The sequence below is a fragment of the Candidatus Edwardsbacteria bacterium RifOxyA12_full_54_48 genome (assembly GCA_001777915.1).
Lineage (GTDB): Bacteria > Edwardsbacteria > AC1 > AC1 > EtOH8 > UBA2226.
The window spans coordinates 875623-895317 of record MFFN01000004.1 but is presented as its reverse complement, the minus strand read 5'-3'; the positions used below and the strand labels follow the sequence as shown (position 1 = coordinate 895317).

Sequence of the window (19695 nt, the reverse complement as noted above, 5' to 3'; positions counted from 1 at the left end):
TATAACCAGATAATGTTAACTGTTGTCAAATTTGACCGAGACCACCTTTGAGATGCCGGGCTTCTCCATGGTCACCCCGTAAAGCCGGTCGGCCACCTCCATGGTCCGCTTGTTATGGGTGATCACCAGGAATTGGGTGCCGCCGGCAAAGTCCTTGAGCATGGCGCAGAAGCGCTGGACATTGGCGTCGTCCAGCGGTGCGTCCAGCTCGTCCAGCACGCAGAAGGGGGCCGGTTTGACCAGATAGATCCCGAACAGCAGGGCGGTGGCGGTCATGGCCTTCTCCCCGCCCGACAACAGCCGGATGGACTTCAGGCTCTTGCCCTCCGGGGTGGCCAGGATCTCGATCTCGGCCTCCAACGGATCATCACTGCCGGTCAGTTTCAGGTCGGCCTCCCCGCCGATGAACAAGCGCTGGAATATCTGGGAGAAGCCTTTCTTGATGGCCTCGAAGGTTTCCAGGAACATGGCCCTGGCGGTTTCGTCAATTTTCCTGATGGTGTTGGCCAGATCCTCCTTGGCCGACAGCAGGTCGTCCCGCTGTTTGACCAGGAAACCGTACCGCTCTTCATCCTGCTGCAGCTCCTGGAAGGCGGCAAAATTGACCGGGCCCAGTTTCTTCAAACGGTGGCGGAGGTCTTCTATCCGGCTGCGGCTCTCTTCCAGGTTTATTTCTTCGCAGGCCGCCAGGGCCTGGATATCGACCTCGTATTCGTTCCTCAGCCGGTTGGTGATGTTGTCCAGATCGTTCCGCACCGAGCCCAGCTCTATCTGAGCCTGGGAAAGCTTGCTCTGAAGCTCGTCGCTCTCCAGGCGGCTGCGGTGCATCACCGACTCGGCCTGCTTCAGACGGTTGAGCGAGCCCTGGCTCTGTCTCTGCATCTCCTCCCGCTTGGATAGAAATGTCTTGCGGTGGGCCGCGCTGCCCTCGATCTCGATGCTCAGCTTTTCCGCCTCCTCCTGAAGCTTGGCGATGGCGGCATACCCGGCCTGGTCCTCGGCCCGGAAGTTCTGGATCCTCTCCAGCGCCTCGTTCTTCCTCTGCTCCATGTTGGCCGATTCCTGCCGCAGCCGTTCCCTTTCCGACTGGGCCTCGGACAATGCTATTCGCAGACGGTTCACCTCTTCGGCCGCCTGATTGCGCTTTTCCTCCTTCTGCGACATATCCTGATCCCGCTGTCCCAGCAAACCGCTTTCGTCCTTGTTGCTTTCGCTTATCTCCTGGAAAGATCCCCGGGCCTGGTTCAATTCCGATTCCAGAAGGGAGATGCTGCCCTGCAGGGCTTGGGACTGTTGCTCCAGTTCGTTCAACCGGCGGTGGTTCATCTCCAGGGCGGATTTGCTCTTGGCCAGGGATCCCTCCGAGGTCGTGATCTCCTTCTGGTATTTTTCCGTTTCCCGGTCGACGTTCTCCAGCTGTTTGTCCTGCTCCTCCAGCTTGGCCTTCAGGCTCTGGATGCCGCCAACCTCCTGCTTTATTTTTTCTTCAAAAGAGGATATCTCTGCGCCCAATTTTTCAATCCTCTCCTTCCTCTGCAGCAGCCCTATCTGGCCCTGGGGAAGCTCTCCGGCTTCGATGGCCCCGGTTGAATGCAGCACCTCCCCGTCCAGGCTGACCAGGCGCACTCCGGGATACTTGCTTGAATATTCCCAGAAATTGTCCAAGCTCTCAACTATTGCCACATCCCGCAACATAATGGTGACCAAATTTTTAACCTTCTGGTCGCAGCGGACGAATTTGAAGGCGGCCCCCCTTATCCCCGGCCCGGAGATCTCCCGGCTGCCGGTGTTTTCGACCGGGGCCGAAAGGGCTACCAATGTGGCCTTGCCGGTTTTTTCGGATTTTAATAGGGCGATGGCCTTTTTGGTGTTATCCAGATCCTCCACCGCCAGCCATTGCAGCTTTTCGGCCAGGGCGGCCTCTATCGCCGCCTGATAGCCGGGCTCCGCTTCTATCATCTCGGCCAGGGGCGCTATGGTGCCTGTGAAATCCTGCCGCCGGGAGAGCAGGTGCTGAGCCCCCTGGCCGTATCCCTCATATTTCTGCTGCAGTTCGGACAGCAGTTCCTTTTCTTTCTGCAGGCCGGAAAGGCTTGAGGACAGTTCCCGCAGGCTGTCGTTGGCGATCAACAGCTGTTTCTGCCATTCCCCGCTCTTCTGCTTCAGCCTTATCTTTTCCTCGGTCAGCACCTGGAGGGCCTTTTTCTGGGAGTCCATCCTGTCGTTGAGCTCGGCCAGTTTCAGATTCCCCTCCTCCAGCTCACGCCGCAGGGATTGTCCCTCCTTTTGGGCCTTGTCCTGCTCGGCCACCGTGTTCCCGTAGCGGTTCTCCAGCAGGGCCAGCTGTTCCTTGCCGTCGGCCTCCTGCTTCAGGGACTCGAATAATTCTTTCCGGGCCTCGCTCAGGGCCAGCTTGGCCGAGGTAAGCTCCGATTCCAGCCCGGCCAGGGCCGATTCCTTTATCTTCAACTGCTCGGTTTTGGCCACGATATCGCCGGACGACCTTTGCAGGCTCTCCTGGACCTTCTTGATCTGGCTCTCGTGCTCACCGATGGAGGCCATCAGCAGTTTTATTTCTTTCTCGCGGCGCTCCATGGATTGCTCGATGCCGGAACGCCTTTCCTTGATCACCGCCTGGTTGTTCTCCCATAGTTGCAACTGCTCGCTTAGGCGGGATAACTCCTGCTGCAGTGTTTCTATCTGCCCCTCGTTGACCTCCAGGGCCTCCCTGGCGGAGGAGATCTCCCCCTCCTGCATCTCCAGCTTGGCCGAAAGTTCGCTGCGGGCGCTCTGCCACTGTGATATATTCTCCTTCAGTTCCAGGGCCTGAACATTCAACCGGTCGCGGTCGATGGCCGCCACCTTAAGGTCGATATCCTTCAACTCCTGGTTGAACTTGTCATAGACCCTGGCCTTGCTGGCCTGGCGCTTCAATGAGCGCAGCCTCTTTTCCACCTCGCCGACGATGTCCTGCAGGCGCAGCAGGTCCTCGGTGGTGGCCTCCATCCGGCGCTGGGCGGTCCTCTTCTGCAGGCGATACTTGGCCACCCCGGCTGCCTCCTCGAACAGGCTGCGCCTGATGGAGGGGTCCTCCGACAGGATGGTGTCGATCATCTTGGATTCTATCAGGGAGTAGCTGTCGGCCCCCAGCCCGGTATTCAGGAAAAGATCCACGATGTCCTTTAAGCGGCAGACCTGGTTGTTCATCAGGTATTCGCTTTCCCCGGAGCGGAACAGCCGACGGGTGACCGACACCTCGCTGTATTCCACCGGCAGCTGCCCGTCCTGGTTGGAGAATATCAGCGACACTTCGGCCATGGAAAGCGGCTTCTCGTCCCGGGCCCCGCTGAATATCACATCCTCCATCTTGTCGGAACGCAGCATCTTGGTGCTCTGCTCGCCCAGGCACCAGCGAATGGCATCGATGACGTTGGTCTTGCCGCAGCCGTTGGGGCCGACGATACAGGTGATCCCCGAGCCTATTTCCAGGGTTATCTTCTGGGGAAAGGATTTGAATCCGAACAGCTCTAATCTGGAAAGATACATTTTTATCCCTGATTTATTGTCTTTATTAACTTGTTTTAACTGTTAAGTTTAACAGATATAGCCTGTGTCGTCAATGAAAATATCCGGCCCCAATATAATAGCCTTCCCGGGCTCCGGAAAGGCTATACCTGTGTTACTGGGCTCCGCCATTCGGCAGCCGACGCTCAATTCATCAGGTCGGTCCGGAATACCATCACATCCTGGCCCAGGTAGTTCAATACATAGATGAACCTGCCGTCGGAGGATTGGGTGATCTTTACGGGGATCGACCCCAGGTCGTAGTGGCCCACGAACTGCCAGGTCGGTTTGTAGATCAGCGCCAGCCGGCCGGGGGGCGGCGGGGGATCGCCGCCGGTGCTGGTGGGATAGGATTGCAGCACCCACAGGTGGGTCCCGTTAGCCGAGTAGCAGGCATCGCAAACTATCGTGCCGTAGGGGAAGGCCGGGCTGATGGCCCCGCCCAGCCCCATAGCATCAGCCACCAACAGGGTGCGGTCGGCCGAGTTGCACAAGCCGATGTTCTGATGATCCAGGTCCCAGAATAATCCCCGGGGGGCGTTGCCGGTAGCGGTAGCCGCCAGCTGGGCGCCGGTGCCGGCGTCTCTCCGGGCCAGCCGTTTTTCCTTGTCGAAGGATATGTATAGATCGTTGTTCGTCGGGCTGCCGATGATCTCGTTGGGTTCCCCGTCCAGTTTCAGGGATTTTATTAAGGTGTCCGATCCGGTCTGAAAGATAAAGATGCTACTGTCGGCCGAATTGGCCGCATAGAGAAATTGCCCGTCCGGGGAAAAGGTGAGGTTTTTTACCCCCAGATGGCGGGGCGGCGGGATCTTCTTAAGCAGGGTGCCGGAATTAAGTTCCAGCACCGCCAGACTGTCGCCGTTTATCAGGGCATAGATCCGGTTTGCCTGGTCACTGGCTGCCACCAGGTATTGCCAGGAACCGACCAGCCGGCTGGTGGCATAAAGAATGGTGGAATCCCCCAAGTTCAGCTCGGTCAGGTAGATGCTGGACTTGTTGGCTATGAACAGCTTTCTGGCTTGGGGGGCATAGTCCATGTCCACCCCGAAATAGCTGAGGGAAAACCTCTGGATGACACTCGGCGCAACGTATGGCATCCTGATGATCAGGTTCCGGGTCTGCCCGGGCTTGATCTCCAGCCGCTGGCTCCACTCCTTGCAGCGATAGTAGCGCAGGCTGATGGTATGCCAACCCACCGGAATGCCGTCTATCTTGGCCGGAGTCAGCCGATTTTGGGTCTGGCCGTCGATCAGGACCTCCACCCCCACCGGTTCGGTGGAGACATACAGGGAGCCGATGGAGGGATAGACCGGATCGTGGCTGCAGCTGCCGGCCGTCAGCAGGACTGCCGGCAGGATAAGGTATTTAATGATGTTCATCCTTCGGCTTTCTAAAAAGTGATCTTGAAGCCCAGCCTCATCAGACGGGGCATGGAACTGAGGGCCGGGTTGGAATTATACAGCTGGCTGAAATATTCCCACTGGGCCCACTGCTCGGAGACCTCGAAAACCCCGTTTTGGTCCTGGTCACCGGTGGCATCGTAATACGGCGAGCCGGAGGTGTAATCGGCCGAAGGGCTCCTGGGTGTCCAGTCCTTGGTGTAGATCTCGTAGGGACCGATCTCCCGCTGATAGGAATAATTGAAGTTTTCCCAGTTGAAAACGTTAAGTATCTCCAGGCTCAGGTACCCGGACCAACGGCCCAGGTTCATCTTTTTGGTGAATTTCAGGTCCAGTTGCTTGGTGGCGCTGCTGCGATCATCATTCAGGTCCTGGGCGTCCCGGGTGATGGTATCCACCGGGGTGACGGCGGACGGCAGGCCGCTTCCGTACTGGAATATCAGGTTGAGGGTGTTCCCCGATTTTACCCATCGTTTCAGGGATCCCGTCCCGGAATCCTCCCGGCTGAAAACCGAGGCTTCCAGGGACACCTTGTTGCGCTGGTCAAATTCCAGGGGGATGGATTCCTGGGGCAGGGTGCCCAGCGATTCGCCCTGGACGGTGGACAGGTATTTTTCCCAGACCGCCTGGGGGCTGGATCCGGTGCCCTCGGCCTTGGCGTAGCTGTACTGCACCAGCCCGGTGAAACGCTGTCCCAGATGCTTTTTAATAGTGGCCTCTATCCCCTTGGAGGAGGCATTATCTATGTTGCGGTACTGGTAGTAGGCTTCGGGCACCGCGGGAATGTACTCTACGCCGATCAGATGGCGGATGTCCTTGCTGTAAATGGTAAGATCGAAGCTCCATTCTTTGGCGAACTCGGTGACCGTGCCGAATTCCAAACTGGTGGTGGTGGGCGGCTTGAGTGACGGATTGCCCAGGATATTCCCCTTGAGCTCGATGGCGTTATAGGCTCCCAGATACTGGTACAGATGCTGGAACTGCGGCTGCTGGAAATATTTTCCGTAACCCAGATGAAAGGTGGTGACCGGGGAGATGATATAGGACAGGCCCACTCTGGGGCTGTAGATGCTTTTGGGCGAGAGGTCGATGTTCTCCAGGCCCTGGGCCCACAGGCCCAGCGAGGTGGCCGATACCTTGGGGTCTATCCTCTCATAACGCAGGCCCAGATTGACCACCAATCCCTGGTACTCCACCTTGTCCTGCAGATAGACCGCCTGGGTGGAGGGATTCTTGTCATAAGCGTCAAATATGGGAATTCCGTTGGCGGTGGGATAGAGATAGAAATTATTTATCCGATAGAATTTGAGGTCGGTCCCCAGCTTCAGCTGGTGGATGGTATTCACCTGTGAGGTTATGTCGAATTTGACGAACCTCTGGTCGGTGACCCGATCCCGGTATTTCCAGTAGCTGCCATAGCGGTAGAACAACATCCGGTCGTATCCGTAGGGGTTATAGCCGGCGGTGAAATGGGCCGCCCCGTTCTCGTCGTAGTATATCTGATTGTCCTGGTAGTCAAAGAATTTGATATCCTCCCACCAGTAGCGCCCGATATCCCAAAAAGTGTCCCGCACCCCGAATTTTCCGGTGTTCCAGAACCAGCCCAGGTTGAGGTTGTAAAAGGTGGCGCGGCTCAGGGATTGGTTGATGTTGAAAGATCCCAGCCGTCCCTTGCGCAGGTCAGAACGATAGCTCCCGGGGAAGAAATACCAGTCGTGCCCGTAATAGCCGTACTGGCTCCGGGACTGGGCCCCCAGGGCGGTCAGCCTGATCCCCAGGGGCGCGGTATAGGTGGTTTTGACCAGCCCCGAGTAATCCTGGCGGTCCTGGTGCGGCACCATCTCGCGGTGGGGCTCCCAGTCATCGGTCAGGGACAGGTCGGCGGCGCCGAAGATCCGTAATTTGTCCCGAAGAAGCGATCGTCCGTAATCCAGCTGGTAGTTCTGGTATCCCCGCCCGGTCTGGCTTCCCATGACCTTCCCGCTTTTGGTGGAAAAATTCAATGCGGCGTCCCCGCCGTTCTTGATGGAAGCCTCTATCACCCCGGACATCACTTCGCCATACTGGGCGTCGAAGATGCCGGTCAGCATATTGAGATCCGAAAGGGCGTTGCTGTTGACCAGCAGGCCGGAGTAGCCCTCCACCGCGTCCCGCACCGAGATGCCGTCCAGCAGGTAGCTGACCTCGTCCGACCGGCCGCCCCGGATGTGGAACTCCTGGGATTTGGTCACCACCCCCGGCTGGCTGGCCACCGCCTTCTCGGGCGTATCCCAGGGCATCAGGGCCAGGTTCTCTATCTTGATGGTCCGCCGGGTGGCCGTCAGTTCCTTGTCCACTATCGGGCGCTGGGCTGTCACCACGATGCCTTCGGTCATTATGGGCGACACCTTAAGCTTTAAATTAAGTTTGGTGGTGATATCCTGGGTGCATTTGACATCGATGACTGTCACCGGCGAATATCCGGTCATGTTGACCCGGATGCTGTAGCTGCCCGGAGGGATGTTGATCAAAAAGTAACGCCCCTGGTCGTCGGTGAAGCCGCCGATGCTGGTGCCCGGCACCGAAACCACCGCCCCGAACAGCGGCAGCCCGTTACCGGCGTCGGTGATCTGCCCGGAGATCTTTCCGGTGTTCCCGGCCTGGGCGGTGCCCGAAATGGTGATCAAAAAACCGGCCAACATTGCCAGGTATCGCATATCGCCCCCTGATTTATATGTTGGAAAAGGGAAGGATGACATAGCACCCTTCCCTTAAGAATGACCTCTGGCTGTTATTAAAAGCTCAATCCCAGACTGAAGCGGTGGATATTGTCCAGATAGCCCATGTTGGTGTAGGCGTAATCCACATTGACCTTGGACATGCCCAGCTTGCGGCCGATGCCGATGCCGGCGTTCAGGTTGTCGGCCCCGCTCTTGGTGTCATACCAATCGGGGTCGTACTTGTACCCGCCCCTCAGCGAGAGGTTGGCCAGAGAATTCTTCCAGGTGTATTCGGTTCCCACCGCCACCTTCTCGTTGCCGTCGTTGGGATGGATCAGGTCGGCCGCAGCGATCAGGGTATGCTGTTGTCCGAACAGGAAATCGTAGGCCACCCCCATTTTGAACTGCAGCGGCATGGGGAAGGGCGTGGATAGGATCTCCCAGCTGTTGCCGGTGTAATTGCTGGGCCAGCTGACGTCGACCCATTCGGCCTGCAGGTCCTTGCCGGAAAATTGGACGTCCGGGCCGTAGTTGAGGATGGCCATCCCGATGCGCAGGGTCTTGTAGCCGGTCAGGTAATAGGTGCCTACATCCAGGGCCATGGCGCCGGCCGAGACCTCGGCTATCTTCTCCCGGACGTACTTGGCGGTCACCCCCACGCTGAACTTGTCGGTCATGTTGCGGGCGTAGGTCACCCCCAGGGCCAGATCGTTGGCCGAGAAGCTGGAAAGCCCCTCTCCGTCATCCTCCCGGATGGTGGTGGTGATGTCGTCGATGGTGGTCCGTTCGAAGTCGCCCATCGACAGGAATGAGGCGCTGAAGCCGAAATTCCCCATCAGCCCGGCCGGGACCACGTACCCGATGTATTCCTGGTTGATGTCCAGCACCCAGTTGGTGTGGCTGAAGATGGCCTCCATCTTCTTGAGTTTGGCCACCCCGGCCGGGTTCCAGTATAGGGCCGAAGCATCGTTGGCCACCGCGGTAAAAGCGCCGCCCATGCCGATAGCTCTGGAGCCTATCCCGATCTTGAGAAAGTTCAGCCCGGCCCGGCCCACGTTGGAATATTCCGGCTGGGCCCAGCCCTGGGAGGCCAGCCCCAGGGAGACCAGGGATAGAACAAGTATGATCTTTATCTTATTCATTTTTTACTCCTTGTCGTATTACTTGATTACGGCGAATTTACCAAGCTTGGTGCCGATGCCCGGCGCATCGATCTGGAAGAGGTACACCCCGCTGGCGGGACGCTTGTCATAGCTGGACAGCATATCCCATTTTTCGGTGCCGTTGTTGTCGTCGAAGGTGGATTCGTGGTTCAGCACCCGGATCAGGTCCCCGGCCAGGTTGTAGATCCGGATGGTGCACTTGGACGGCAGGTTGACGAAGTAGATGTTGGGATAGTTCTTGCTGACATCCCAGCTGGCCCGCACCAGGTAGGGGTTGGGCACCACCTTGATCTTGTCCAGCAGGCTGGCCGAAAGGGCCGCCTTCTGGGAGGCCTTGGTGGTGATGAAGGTCACCGTTCCGCCCTGGGCCGGATTGCCTGGTCCGGAGCAGCGCACCGTCCAGACATCGCCGGTGTGGGGCCTTAAATTCCACAGGGTGGAGATGTTGCGCAGGGTGGCGCCGTTGGCCCGGTTGAAGAACAGCACCACGCCGCCGATATACATCCCCAGCCGGGCGGTGGCGTTGACGCTGTCCAGATAGGCCCGGCCGGCGGTGGCCGCCGGGTTGAAGCACCAGGAGGACATGGTCATGTTGGCCTTGGTCACTACGGGCTCCAGCGGCACCTCCACGTTGTTGGTGATGTCCCACACCGTGGCGCACAGGATGCTGCCGGCCGGATTGGTGCCCACCGTGCCCACGCTGTCCCGCCAGCGGATCTCGAAATCCGAGCCCCGCCACTGCCAGGCGTTGGCCGAGGCGGTGAACAGGGTGTTAAGGGGGCCGTAGGCCTGGGCGAAGATGCTGTCGGCCGGGTAGACCCCGGTGACCGACACCGTGTCCACCTTGGCCAGGGTGTAGTCGTACTTGTAATCGGCATTGAACACCACCCCCCCGAAGGGGATCTCGTCGTCAAAGGTGCCGTTATAGGTGGCCACCGGGTCGGTGCCCACCATGGTAAAGTCGGGACGAAAATCTATGGTCTGCAGCAGCGAGTCGCCGTTGACCGGCCGCATGTCCCGCAGCTCGGCATGGTATACCGGGTAGTTGGTCCCGGCGATGCTGGCCTTGGTTATGGGATTCCACAGCAGCCGGAAGGTGTCGTTGCTGACGTTCTTGGGTACCAGGGTCAGCTTGTACTCGTAGTCCAGCGTCCCCCCGGTCTTGATGTCCGAGCCGCCGGTGACGGTGTACCTGACCACCGGGGCCTGGTAGTCCACCATGGTCTTCTGGGCCACCCCGTAGGTGGCGTTCTCGGTGGGATTGCTGGCCAGGGTGGTGGGGCACTTGTGGGTGAAGTAGACGTTGCTCTGATAGTCATAGGCCGAGACCCCGTAATACCAGCCGAAGCCGTTGATGACGTCGTCGTCCCGCAGGCTGTAGACCAGGCCCCGGTCGGTCCCCAGGGTGTCGTATTTGGTCAGCACCACGGCGCTGTCCGGGGTGTAATAGCTGTTGGCGTCGAAATTACGCATGATCTTGATGCCGTCCGCCTTGTCGTAGAAATAGCCCGCGCCGCCGCCGAAGCTCAGGGTGGTGCTGTTGAAGGCTGCATCGGGGTCGGTATACAGCGTGCCCACCGGCTCCCGCTTGGCGGGGTCAGCCAGATCGCCCACGGTCCGGGCCCGGTAGACCAGATAGCCCTGGAAGTCGTATTCGTCGTACATGGACTGTTCGCTGAACTTGGTGTTGACGGTGTCGGTCCCCAGAGCCGCGCTGAGGGTATCCCCCCTAATGATCTTGAGGGTGGTGGCAGGGCCGGTCTTTATCTCCAGGGAATCCACCAGCACCTGGCTGGAGGCTGCCAGCCAGGTCCAGGAGCCGGGAAAATAGGTGAACCATTTTTTGGTGGTGTCCAGTTTGTCCCAGTAGGGGTCCGGGGTGGTCTCGGCCTTGCGGTCCCAGCTTATCACCACGAATTTGTCCCCCGAGGTGATGGTCAGGCCCGGGGCGGCCGGAGGGGTGGCCAGCTCGAATTTGTTGTCGTAGATGGTCTGGGCGATGTCCGAGGCCAGCTTAAGCTTGGTGGTGTCCAGGGCCCCGATCACCCCGATGCAGGTGGTGGCCACCGAATCATCGTACAGGGTGAACGGTCCGCTGGACATCAGGAAACGCTTGTCGTCCGGCGCATCGGCCCCGGTCTCGTCATAGGCGTCCTCGATCAGGGTCGCGTAATTAATGCCCTGCAAGACCAGGTAGCGCTCCTCGTCGACTGCGGGATCCGTGTCCAGGGTGAATATCTTGAAGGCGGTCATCCCTAAAGCCGAATCCGGGGCGATCTTGTGGGAAAACTGGTTGTCGACCACCCGGACGGTGTCTCCGGTGTTGTTGGCCGGGCTCTCGAAATACCTGAAGCCCACCACCCCCACCTTGTCCCAGCCCGGCTCCGGCTCCTTCTGGAACTGGATGGCCAGGTTGCGGGTGTAATCGAAGATGGTCCGGTCGTTGGCGTTGGTGCCGGATTCGTCGCCGATGTCGCAGTCGTTGGCCGGCCCGATGTAGACCTTGTTAAGGGTCTTGCCGCTGATGTTGTGGACCCTGAAATAGAAGAAGACGATGTCGTTGTTGTCGGCGTAGTTCCAGGCGTAGGTGAACTGCTCTATGCCCACCCCCAGTTGCTTGTCGCCCGAGGTGGTGAACTGGTCGTTCATGTCGCTGTAACGGCTATAGCTGTCCTGGCGCGATTTGATGACCTTCTTCCCGCCCTCTATCACCGGCCAGACCGCATAATCGGCCGGATCGGTGGAGAGATAGACCCGCGCCAGGGCATCGCTCAGATACCCCCCGGTGTTGAAATCGGCACTCAGATCGGCCGGGCTGAACTCGGAGGTGCCGGCATTGGGGTTGTAGCCGAAAGCCACCACCTTGTTGCCGTTCTCGTCGGTGGCCCCCACCCACATCCCGGCGCCGTAGATGTAGCCGTGGGCCGGGTTCCGCCAGAAGCCTCCGCTTCCGACCCCGGGGTTTACGAACGGCCCGTAGTTGGTGGTATAGATCAGCCAGGCGTTGGTGCTTAGGGTCTTCTGGGACATTAATTTGCTCGGCGCAACGCGGGCTCCCGGAGCGGTGGCTGCCAGGACCTGGCCCGTTGCAACGGTTATCGCCGCCAGCCCTATTAGGATCAGCCAAACACCCTTAGGTATGCGTTTGAACATTGACTATCCTCCTGTAAGAATATTTTAATATTATTTGGGTCCGGTCCCGGGCCCTCAGGTAAGGTCTTGGGGCCCGGGATTGCCTGATTTATAAGGGCTAGAAGCTGAAGCTTAAAGCCAGCCGGGTGCGCCGCGGTTCGCTGTATCCCCGGGGATTGGGGGTCCTGGAGAAGTTATAGGGATCGGTGATATAGTCGTTCCAGGCCGCCACGTAGGTGACATATTTCTCGTACTGGTCTATCTCGCCGTTGCCGTCGATGTCGCGCCACTTGCTGTAGTAGGGATTGGGCACCATCACCGGATCGCCCGCCCCGTCCACCGTGTAGGAGACGCTGTCCGGGGTGGCGGTGGCGGAGAAATCGCTGAGGGTGATCACGGTGCCATCCTGCAGCACGTCCCCGGTCACCGGGTAGATATTGTTGACGTTCTTGCGGTTCAGCAGGTTCAGCACTTCGAAGTCCAGGGACATCCTCACCCCGGCCAGGCTGAAGGAGCGGCTGACCAGCAGGTCGGTGTTGAAGGTCCAGGGCATCCGGCCCTCGTTGACCCCGCCGATCTGGACCCCCTTGGAATTGATAATGGTGTAGGGCATTCCGCTGCCGATGTTGTTCAGCAGGCTGACCGACAGGTTGGCCATGGGCCGGAATCCGGCGATGGCCGGCCCGTACTTTTCGCCGAAGTCAAAGTTGGTGGACACCGAGAAGGTGTGGCGCTGGTCGTATTCCAAAAAGGCGTCGGTCTTGGGGAAGGGCACCGGCAGTCCGGTGGCCGGGTCGGTCCCGCCGCCGTAGATGTAGCGGTTGTAGCCCTCCCAGGGGTCGGAGGCGGTGCCCTTGGCCAGCATCAGGGAATAGGACAGCTTGCCGGAGAATATCCCGTTGGCCGAGGCCCGTTTGTTGACGGCCATCTCAAAACCCCGGACGTTGCCGTATTCGGCGTTCATGAAATTGGTGTAGCTAAGCCCGGTGGTGGTATCCTGCAGCAGCCGGGTGCCCAGCAGGTCGAAGATATCCTTGTAATAGACGGTGACGTCTCCGGCCAGATCGTTGCTGAACTGCTGGTTGAAGCCGATCTCGTAGGCGATGGTGCGCTGGGCCCCCAGGTCGGGATTGCCCATCACGCTGTTGCCCCGGGCGATGTTGGCTCCCAGCGATTCATACAGGTACTGCAGCTGCGGCTGCTGGAAGAAGTGGCCGTAGCTGATGTGCAGCACGGTCTTGTCGGAGACGGGGTGGGAGATGCCCAGCCGGGGGCTGACCTTGTACTTGGTCTCGGAGGCGATGTAGGAGGCGGTGTCGGTCAGGTTGAAGTTGTTGACCTTCTTCTGGGACTCGGGCATCATGAAGTCCAGCCGCAGGCCGGCGTTGACAATGAATCCCTGGAACTCCAGCTTGTCCTGCAGGTAGGCCGCTCCGGTGATGGGCTTGAAGTCGAACTCGTCCTTGAAGGGCACCGGGTCCCAGGGCAGGGAGTTGTTCTTGGTGAACACATGGTGCCGTTTCACCTCCAGGCCGCCCACCACCTGGTTGAATTGGTTCACCTGCGAAGTGACATCCAGTTTTCCGGCCACGTATTCGGCCTTGGTCTTCTCCCACAGCCGGGCCAGCCCGAAGGTGTAGAAGGGGCCGGCCACCCCGTAGGGATTGTCGATATTGGTGCTGTAGGATTGGCCCTCATAGGCGTCGTACATGCCGTCGTTATCGGCGTCCTCGTCGGTCAGAAATGTATAGTCCTCCCACCAGTTGCGGTCCTTCTCGACAGCGGTGTCGCGCACCCCGGTCTGGGTGCTGGTGGAGAACTTGTTTATCGTCAGGTTATAAAAGGTGCTTTTGCCTATCTGGTGGCGCCAGCTGGCGTTGCCCTGGTAGGACTTGGTCAGGTAGGAATAATAGCTGTCCAGCCAGTATTTCCAGGCAGCACTGTAATTGCCGCGCTGGTCGCGGTTGGCAAAGCCCCCCAGGGTGATCTTGGCCTGCCAGGCCGGCAGCTTGTAGGTCAGCTTGCCCTGCAGGCGGTAGCTGTTGTAATCGTTGTGGGGCAGGTAGTTCTTGTCGTACTCCGACCATCCCCGGATGTAGCCCAGCGAGATCCGGCGGGCCTTTTCGGCCTCCCAGGCTGCAGCGCTGGAATCGGCCCAGTCGCCCGCCCAGCCTATCAGCCCCACGCTGTCGGCGGGATTCCACTCGGCCATGCTGTACTGCAGGGTGTCGGCCCAGAAATAATCCTTGCTGGGATCGTGTTCGTAAAATTTATCGGGCATGAACACCGGGCGGAAATCGTCGGTGTTGCTGACCTCGCCGGACAGGAAGTACCCCAGGTTCTTGGCATAGGGCACCGGGCCGCCCAGGCTCAGCTCTACCTTGTTGTTGTTGCGGCTATTGTCCATCATGTACATATCGGTGGTGAACCGGCCGTAGATGTTGAACTTGTCGCCGCCCTCCTTGGTGACCACGTTGACCACCCCGGACATGGCCTCGCCGTATTCGGCGTTGAAGCCGCCGGTGATGACCATCACCTCCTCGATGGCCGCGGTGTTGATCTGGGAGCCCATGGCGCCGCTCAGGGCGTCGGTCACCGAGACCCCGTCCACGAAGAAGGCCATCTCGTCGGATCGCCCGCCCCGGACGTTCATCTGCCCGCCCGAGGTAACCACCCCGGCGGTGTTGCCGATGACGTTGTTGGCGCTGGCGTTGGGCATGGCCATGATCTCCTTGGTGGAGACCACCCGGGAGGTGGAGGTGGCGTCGGGGATGACCATCTGCCGCCTGGCGGTCACGGTGATCCCCTCGCTCAGCAGAACGGTCGGTTTGAGCTTGAAATTGATGGTGGTGGTCAGATCCATGATGGATTTGACATTGGTAATGGTCACCGTCTCAAAGCCCATCATCCTGGCCTTCAGGGAATATGTCCCCACCGGAACGTTGACTATGAAGTACCGCCCGTCCAGGTCGGTATTGGCGCCAATGCTGGTTCCCAGCAGCTCCACTACCGCACCGGGGACCGGCTCCTTGGTCTCTGAATCGGTCACGGTGCCGACTATCTTCCCGGTGGTGCCGGCAAACAGTAATCCTCCTGCCATCACCAGGCAGACCACGGCGGCAATTAAGAACTTTAGAGTCTTCATAACTTCCACTTTACCTCCAGAAATATGGTTGTTGCTTATTTCTTGCTTAACCCTTGGGGGGGGGTGCCAGGGTCTCTGGTCCTCTGGGATATTGCTTGAACCTTCACCTCCTTAAATGGTTTTTATTTTTTATTTATTTTATCTGTTTACGGCGGCCGGGGATGATCCTTATATTGCTTATCGTCCCTAAGGCCCGGCTGGGCTGGAGGGACGGTCGAAGGCATGTTCGGAGCCGGCTGTGGCCGGATATGTTGTTTTCTTTAATAATGAAGATCGTATGAAGACCGTTTTAAGGTCCGGTTAAAAAATTGCCGGGCTTATAAAGTTGGCGGGGCAAAAGCCCCGCCAACTTAGAGTGCCGTGTTATTTGACCACTACCATTTTCCGGGTGGCGGTGCTGCCGGCGGCGTTCAGCTGATAGAAATAGACGCCGTTGGAGACAGCCCGGCTGTTCCAGTTGATGGTGTTGTTGCCCGCGTTGCCGCGGCCAGAGATGTTGCTGACAACCTGTCCGGCCACATTGTAGACCTTGAGGCTGTAGTCCCCGGCCTTGGGCAGGCTGAAGGAGATGGCGGTGTTGCCGTTCACCGGGTTGGGCCGGTTCTGGTTCAGCACGAAGGGATTGCTGACAGTCGGCTTGCCGGTGACGCCCGACGGGTTTACCCAGTCGGTGGTGTTGACCGCGGTGCCGGTGTATTCAAAGTCGTACACCTCGCTCCAGGGGGATACCTCTCCGCCGAAGTGGGAGCGGACCTTGTAGTACCACACCCCGGGGGAGGGCAGGCCGGTCACCGGAAGGATGTAATTGTAGTCCAGCAGGCTGGCGTAGTCGTAGTTGTCGCCGGCCACTGACCAGTCGGCGGTCTTGGAGATGGTGACCTCATACTGGCCGTTCAGGCCGATGGCCGGTGACCAGATGAAGTACAGGTCGTCGGTGGCCACGGTGTCCATCACCGCATCGATCGGGCCGCCCACCGAGCCGCCCACCACGCCGCACAGCAGCGGAGCCAGGTCGATCTCGCGGGGTCTGACCGGGGCCGCCAGGTATATGGAGGTGGCGAACTTCTGGTAGTACAGGCTGTCCATGGCCGCCGGGGGGGTCAGCACGTGGACATATCCGCCGCCGGCGTATTCGGCCGCCTCGACGAAGCTGTAGTCGTAGGTGGCGCCGTCGCTGGTCAGGTATACCTGCTGCAGCCAGGTCTGGCCGCCGTCGGTGGAGGCCACGCCCAGAATGTCGGCGTAGGCGTTGGAGCCCGGGGAATAGCCCACGTAGGTGGCGAAGATGTTGCCCGAGGCGTCATAGGACAGGGTGGCGTAATCGGCGTAGCTGCCCAGCAGGTCGCCGTCGGTCACCCCATTCAGGTTGGCCGGTATCTCGGAGATGCGCGTGCAGGTCCAGGCGCTGTAGTCGCCGGCGGTGGTCGGGAAATAGATGTACAGGCCGATCCCGTTCCAGACATCGTCGGCGTGGGCATACAGGTAATAGGGTTTGTCGCCTATCCAGGCCGCATCATACCGGTACCACCAGCCGCCGGCCTTGTACTGGTAGGGCTTGCCGTTGGCATCGGCCCCGGGGACCGCGAACGGGGTGACGCCGCTCCAGGTGTTGCCGCCGTCGGTGGACAGGTTGTACATGGGAATGTAATACCAGTTGATGGTGTCCTCGGCCTGCTCGTTGAAGGCCAGCACGGTGTTGCCGTCAGGGGAGATGGTGAAGTCGGCCGCATCCTGGTCGTCCCAGGGGGCGTCCACCCACATGTTCCAGCCCCAGCTGCCGCTCAGGTCCCAGGGGGACACCCAGCTGCTCAGGTCGGCCGCATCGTTGTGGGCCATGTACAGGCTGGCGTCATAGCCAAAGGCCGGATGCGGGAAGGCGTCGACAAACAGGTCGAAGGTCCCGGCCCCGTCGTCGTTGATGGCCATCCCCGGCAGGTACATATCGCCGGAGTCGGTCAGGTTGATGGCGGTGCTCCACAGCCCGGCCTGGTATCCGCCCTCGTCAAAGGCCAGGCAGATGGGCCATTCGGCGGATGTGGTCCGGTCCTGCCAGACGATGTAGGGGGTGAAATTGGCGTCCACCGCCAGCCCGGAGTAGGTCCGGGAGTTGCGGTTGGAGGCGATGGTCTGCTTGTTCCAGGTTGACCCGCCGTCGTCGGAATAGCCCCAGGTCAGGTTGGAGGGGCTTCCGCCCGATCCGCTGTACTCCGAGTAGACTACCTGGATGTCGGTGCCGGCGGCGTTGGAGACGATGCTCTTGCCCTGGGAGGCCGCAATGGTCCTCCAGGCGTCGGCATAGCCCATCAGGCCGATGGTCACGCTGCCGGCCGGACCCTTGGCCGCCGGAGCCTTAACCGCAGTCGAGCTTCCGCCTTCCATGGGAATGCCCTTTTGGGTGGGGGCGGCGTAGGCTGCTAAGGCAAAACAGGCGAAAATGGCTACGAATAACAACAAACCTTTTTTCATGTTTTTCTCCTTGAGTTTTGTTTAATTTGGTTGCTTGTGATTAGGGCCGGCAATCTACCTTGCCGGTTTGGTAAATAAAACTCTCTGGGACTCCCTCACCTCCTTTCGAAAATTCAATCATTCAATAAAAACAATGCAATAGCACACTGATCCCAAAATTTATTTCTTGGGATTTCTGCCATTTTAGAAATTACCATTTTTTATTAAAAAAGTCAAGCGTTTTCTAAAATAAAATTTTATCTTTTTGGCAGGCTGGCGGGTTGAAATAAAAAAACCATTGTCCCCCGGCTAGCGGCTGGTCCACCGGGTATACATCCAGCCGGCCAGAATGGATATTATGCCCGCCAAAAATATGCCGGCCGCCTCGGCCGAGCGGTTCTGGCAGATCTGCATCAGCTGGTCGGTGCGGGAGGGGTCCAGCTGGGGATAGATGGCCAGTGGGATGAAATGAAATATGGCCCCCAAAGCCAAAAAGCCGGCGCCCACCATGGGCAATACCCAGATGCCGGATTCCCGTCTGATGACCGCCAGAAGCCTCTTAAGTATCCTGGCATATAAGAACAGCGACAGGCAGAAAAGCGCCACTCCAACAGCGAACAGCAGTTCGGCCGGTATCGATATTTCCATGCTTGCAGCCTCCTAAAAAAGGTTTAGATACAGCTTGATGATGCCCGGTTCCCGAAAAGATCAGGCGGCCGGTTTTGCCGCCGGGACGGCCTTTTTGACCGGGGTCACCACCTTCTTGAACTTCATGGCCCCCAGCAGGGACAGCAGCCCGGACAGCAGGAAAAAGGTGTAGGCTATCCAGGACTGCATGACGTTCAGCTTGACCTGGTCGGCAAAGGCGATGATCTGGATGACGGCGTAGACCAGGATCCCGGAGGGGGCGAAGATCATGTACTGCCAGTCGGTCTTCTTGCGCAGCACCAGCTCGTACTTCCGGGCGATCAGCCCGAACAGCACGCAGGTGATCCACAGCAGGATGCTGCCGGCGATGGTCACCAGGTTGGTGACGGTGACGTACCACAGAAACTCGTTATCATAGAGGAGCAGTTTGAACATGTTCGCCTCCAAATGTTGATTACGGTGATTTTATTTTAAATCCTTTGCCCGCGCTTGTCCGCTCGTGCCACAGGCAGACCCGCTCGTGCCATAGGCAGGCCAGCCTATATGGATTTGCCTGCGGTGGCGGGCTATAGATGTTAACTTAATAGTGGCGGGAAATACGCGAAAAAATTTCTGCCTTCTGCTTTGTTATTTTATTAATGGGGGCGGTTAATAGATTACATTTATACACAGCGCCATAAAACGCAACATAACGCGTCATTCCCGCAAAAGCGGGAATCCATGAAAATACTGGATTCCGGGTCAAGCCCGGAATGACAAACGAACGTAATCAAGCAAAGCTTATTTTAACAACATCATCATCTTGTCGGCCATCTGCTTGGCGGCCGAGGGCCCGATGATCATCGAGGCGTCCTTCTGCAGGGCGTAACAGAACTTCATCACCGAATCCCTGGTCAGCTTGGAGGTGCTCAGCTTGTGGTCGGAGAGCTGGTTCTCGTAGATGGTGGCGCCCAGCTCGCCCAGGGCCTCCTCGGCCTGGGCCAGGATCTTCTCCAGGATGGAGGCGTCCACCGTGGTGGGCGGCTTGGGGGCCGGAGCCTTGGCCGGCGTTGGGGCCAGCGCCGGGGCCGCCGGGGCCGAAGCGGGCTGCTGGACCGGCGCTGTTTTGACGGAGGCGGCCACCACGGTCTGGGGCACGGCCGGCGGGGCCGGGGCCGGGGCGGGCTGCTGGGCCATTATCAGCATTTCCTTTAAAGCCCCGTCCAGGGCCGAATCTATCACGCTGACATCGGCGGTGATATCGGTCAGCAGGTTCAAAAATCCCTTGTCGCTGCGCCGGATGAACAACCGGCTGCCCCCGGTGTTGACCATCATCCGGTTTATCTTGAACTGGGCCACCTGGGAGAGTGCTTCGAAGGTCTGGGCCAGCACCATCACCGCCCGCTTGGCGTTCTCCTGAACGAACGACGAGGAGAGCGACTGGGAGACAAAGCTGCTGTCGTCCCCCACGAAAAAGCTCCCGGTAACGCCGGGCAGGCTGGACAATCGTATCAGTA

Annotated in this window: 10 protein-coding genes; all 10 read right to left on the bottom strand. The window is 59.0% G+C overall.

All coding sequences use genetic code 11. The features are described 5' to 3' along the window. Positions 1–15: 15 nt before the first annotated feature. The 10 genes from A2273_05605 to A2273_05560 all read right to left on the bottom strand — a co-directional run bounded on the left by A2273_05605 (position 16) and on the right by A2273_05560 (position 19684). Positions 16–3546 carry a chromosome segregation protein SMC gene (locus A2273_05605; protein OGF07935.1) on the bottom strand — a complete coding sequence of 1177 codons (3531 nt, stop codon included), beginning with the start codon at positions 3544–3546 and terminating at the stop codon, positions 16–18. Positions 3547–3710: 164 nt separating this feature from the next. Next, on the bottom strand, positions 3711–4946 hold the full coding sequence (locus A2273_05600; protein OGF07934.1) for a hypothetical protein: 1236 nt from the start codon (positions 4944–4946) through the stop codon (positions 3711–3713). 11 nt (positions 4947–4957) lie between these two features. Next, entirely contained in the window at positions 4958–7663 is a 2706-nt protein-coding gene (locus A2273_05595; protein ID OGF07933.1) for a hypothetical protein, read from the bottom strand. Between the two features lie 77 nt (positions 7664–7740). Further along, complete coding sequence (locus tag A2273_05590; protein OGF07932.1) at positions 7741–8808, bottom strand: hypothetical protein; 1068 nt, start codon at positions 8806–8808, stop codon at positions 7741–7743. A gap of 18 nt (positions 8809–8826) precedes the next feature. Next, positions 8827–11982: a hypothetical protein gene (locus tag A2273_05585; GenBank protein ID OGF07931.1), complete on the bottom strand. Its 3156-nt coding sequence runs from the start codon at positions 11980–11982 to the stop codon at positions 8827–8829. Positions 11983–12079: 97 nt separating this feature from the next. Beyond that, complete coding sequence (locus A2273_05580) at positions 12080–15106, bottom strand: hypothetical protein (protein OGF07930.1); 3027 nt, start codon at positions 15104–15106, stop codon at positions 12080–12082. A gap of 363 nt (positions 15107–15469) precedes the next feature. Then, complete coding sequence (locus A2273_05575) at positions 15470–17572, bottom strand: hypothetical protein (protein ID OGF07929.1); 2103 nt, start codon at positions 17570–17572, stop codon at positions 15470–15472. A 288-nt stretch (positions 17573–17860) separates the two neighbouring features. Continuing rightward, complete coding sequence (locus A2273_05570; protein ID OGF07928.1) at positions 17861–18199, bottom strand: hypothetical protein; 339 nt, start codon at positions 18197–18199, stop codon at positions 17861–17863. A gap of 60 nt (positions 18200–18259) precedes the next feature. Then, positions 18260–18634: a hypothetical protein gene (locus tag A2273_05565; protein ID OGF07927.1), complete on the bottom strand. Its 375-nt coding sequence runs from the start codon at positions 18632–18634 to the stop codon at positions 18260–18262. Between the two features lie 345 nt (positions 18635–18979). Further along, positions 18980–19684, bottom strand: a complete 705-nt coding sequence (locus A2273_05560; GenBank protein ID OGF07926.1) for a hypothetical protein — start codon at positions 19682–19684, stop codon at positions 18980–18982. Positions 19685–19695 lie beyond the last annotated feature (11 nt).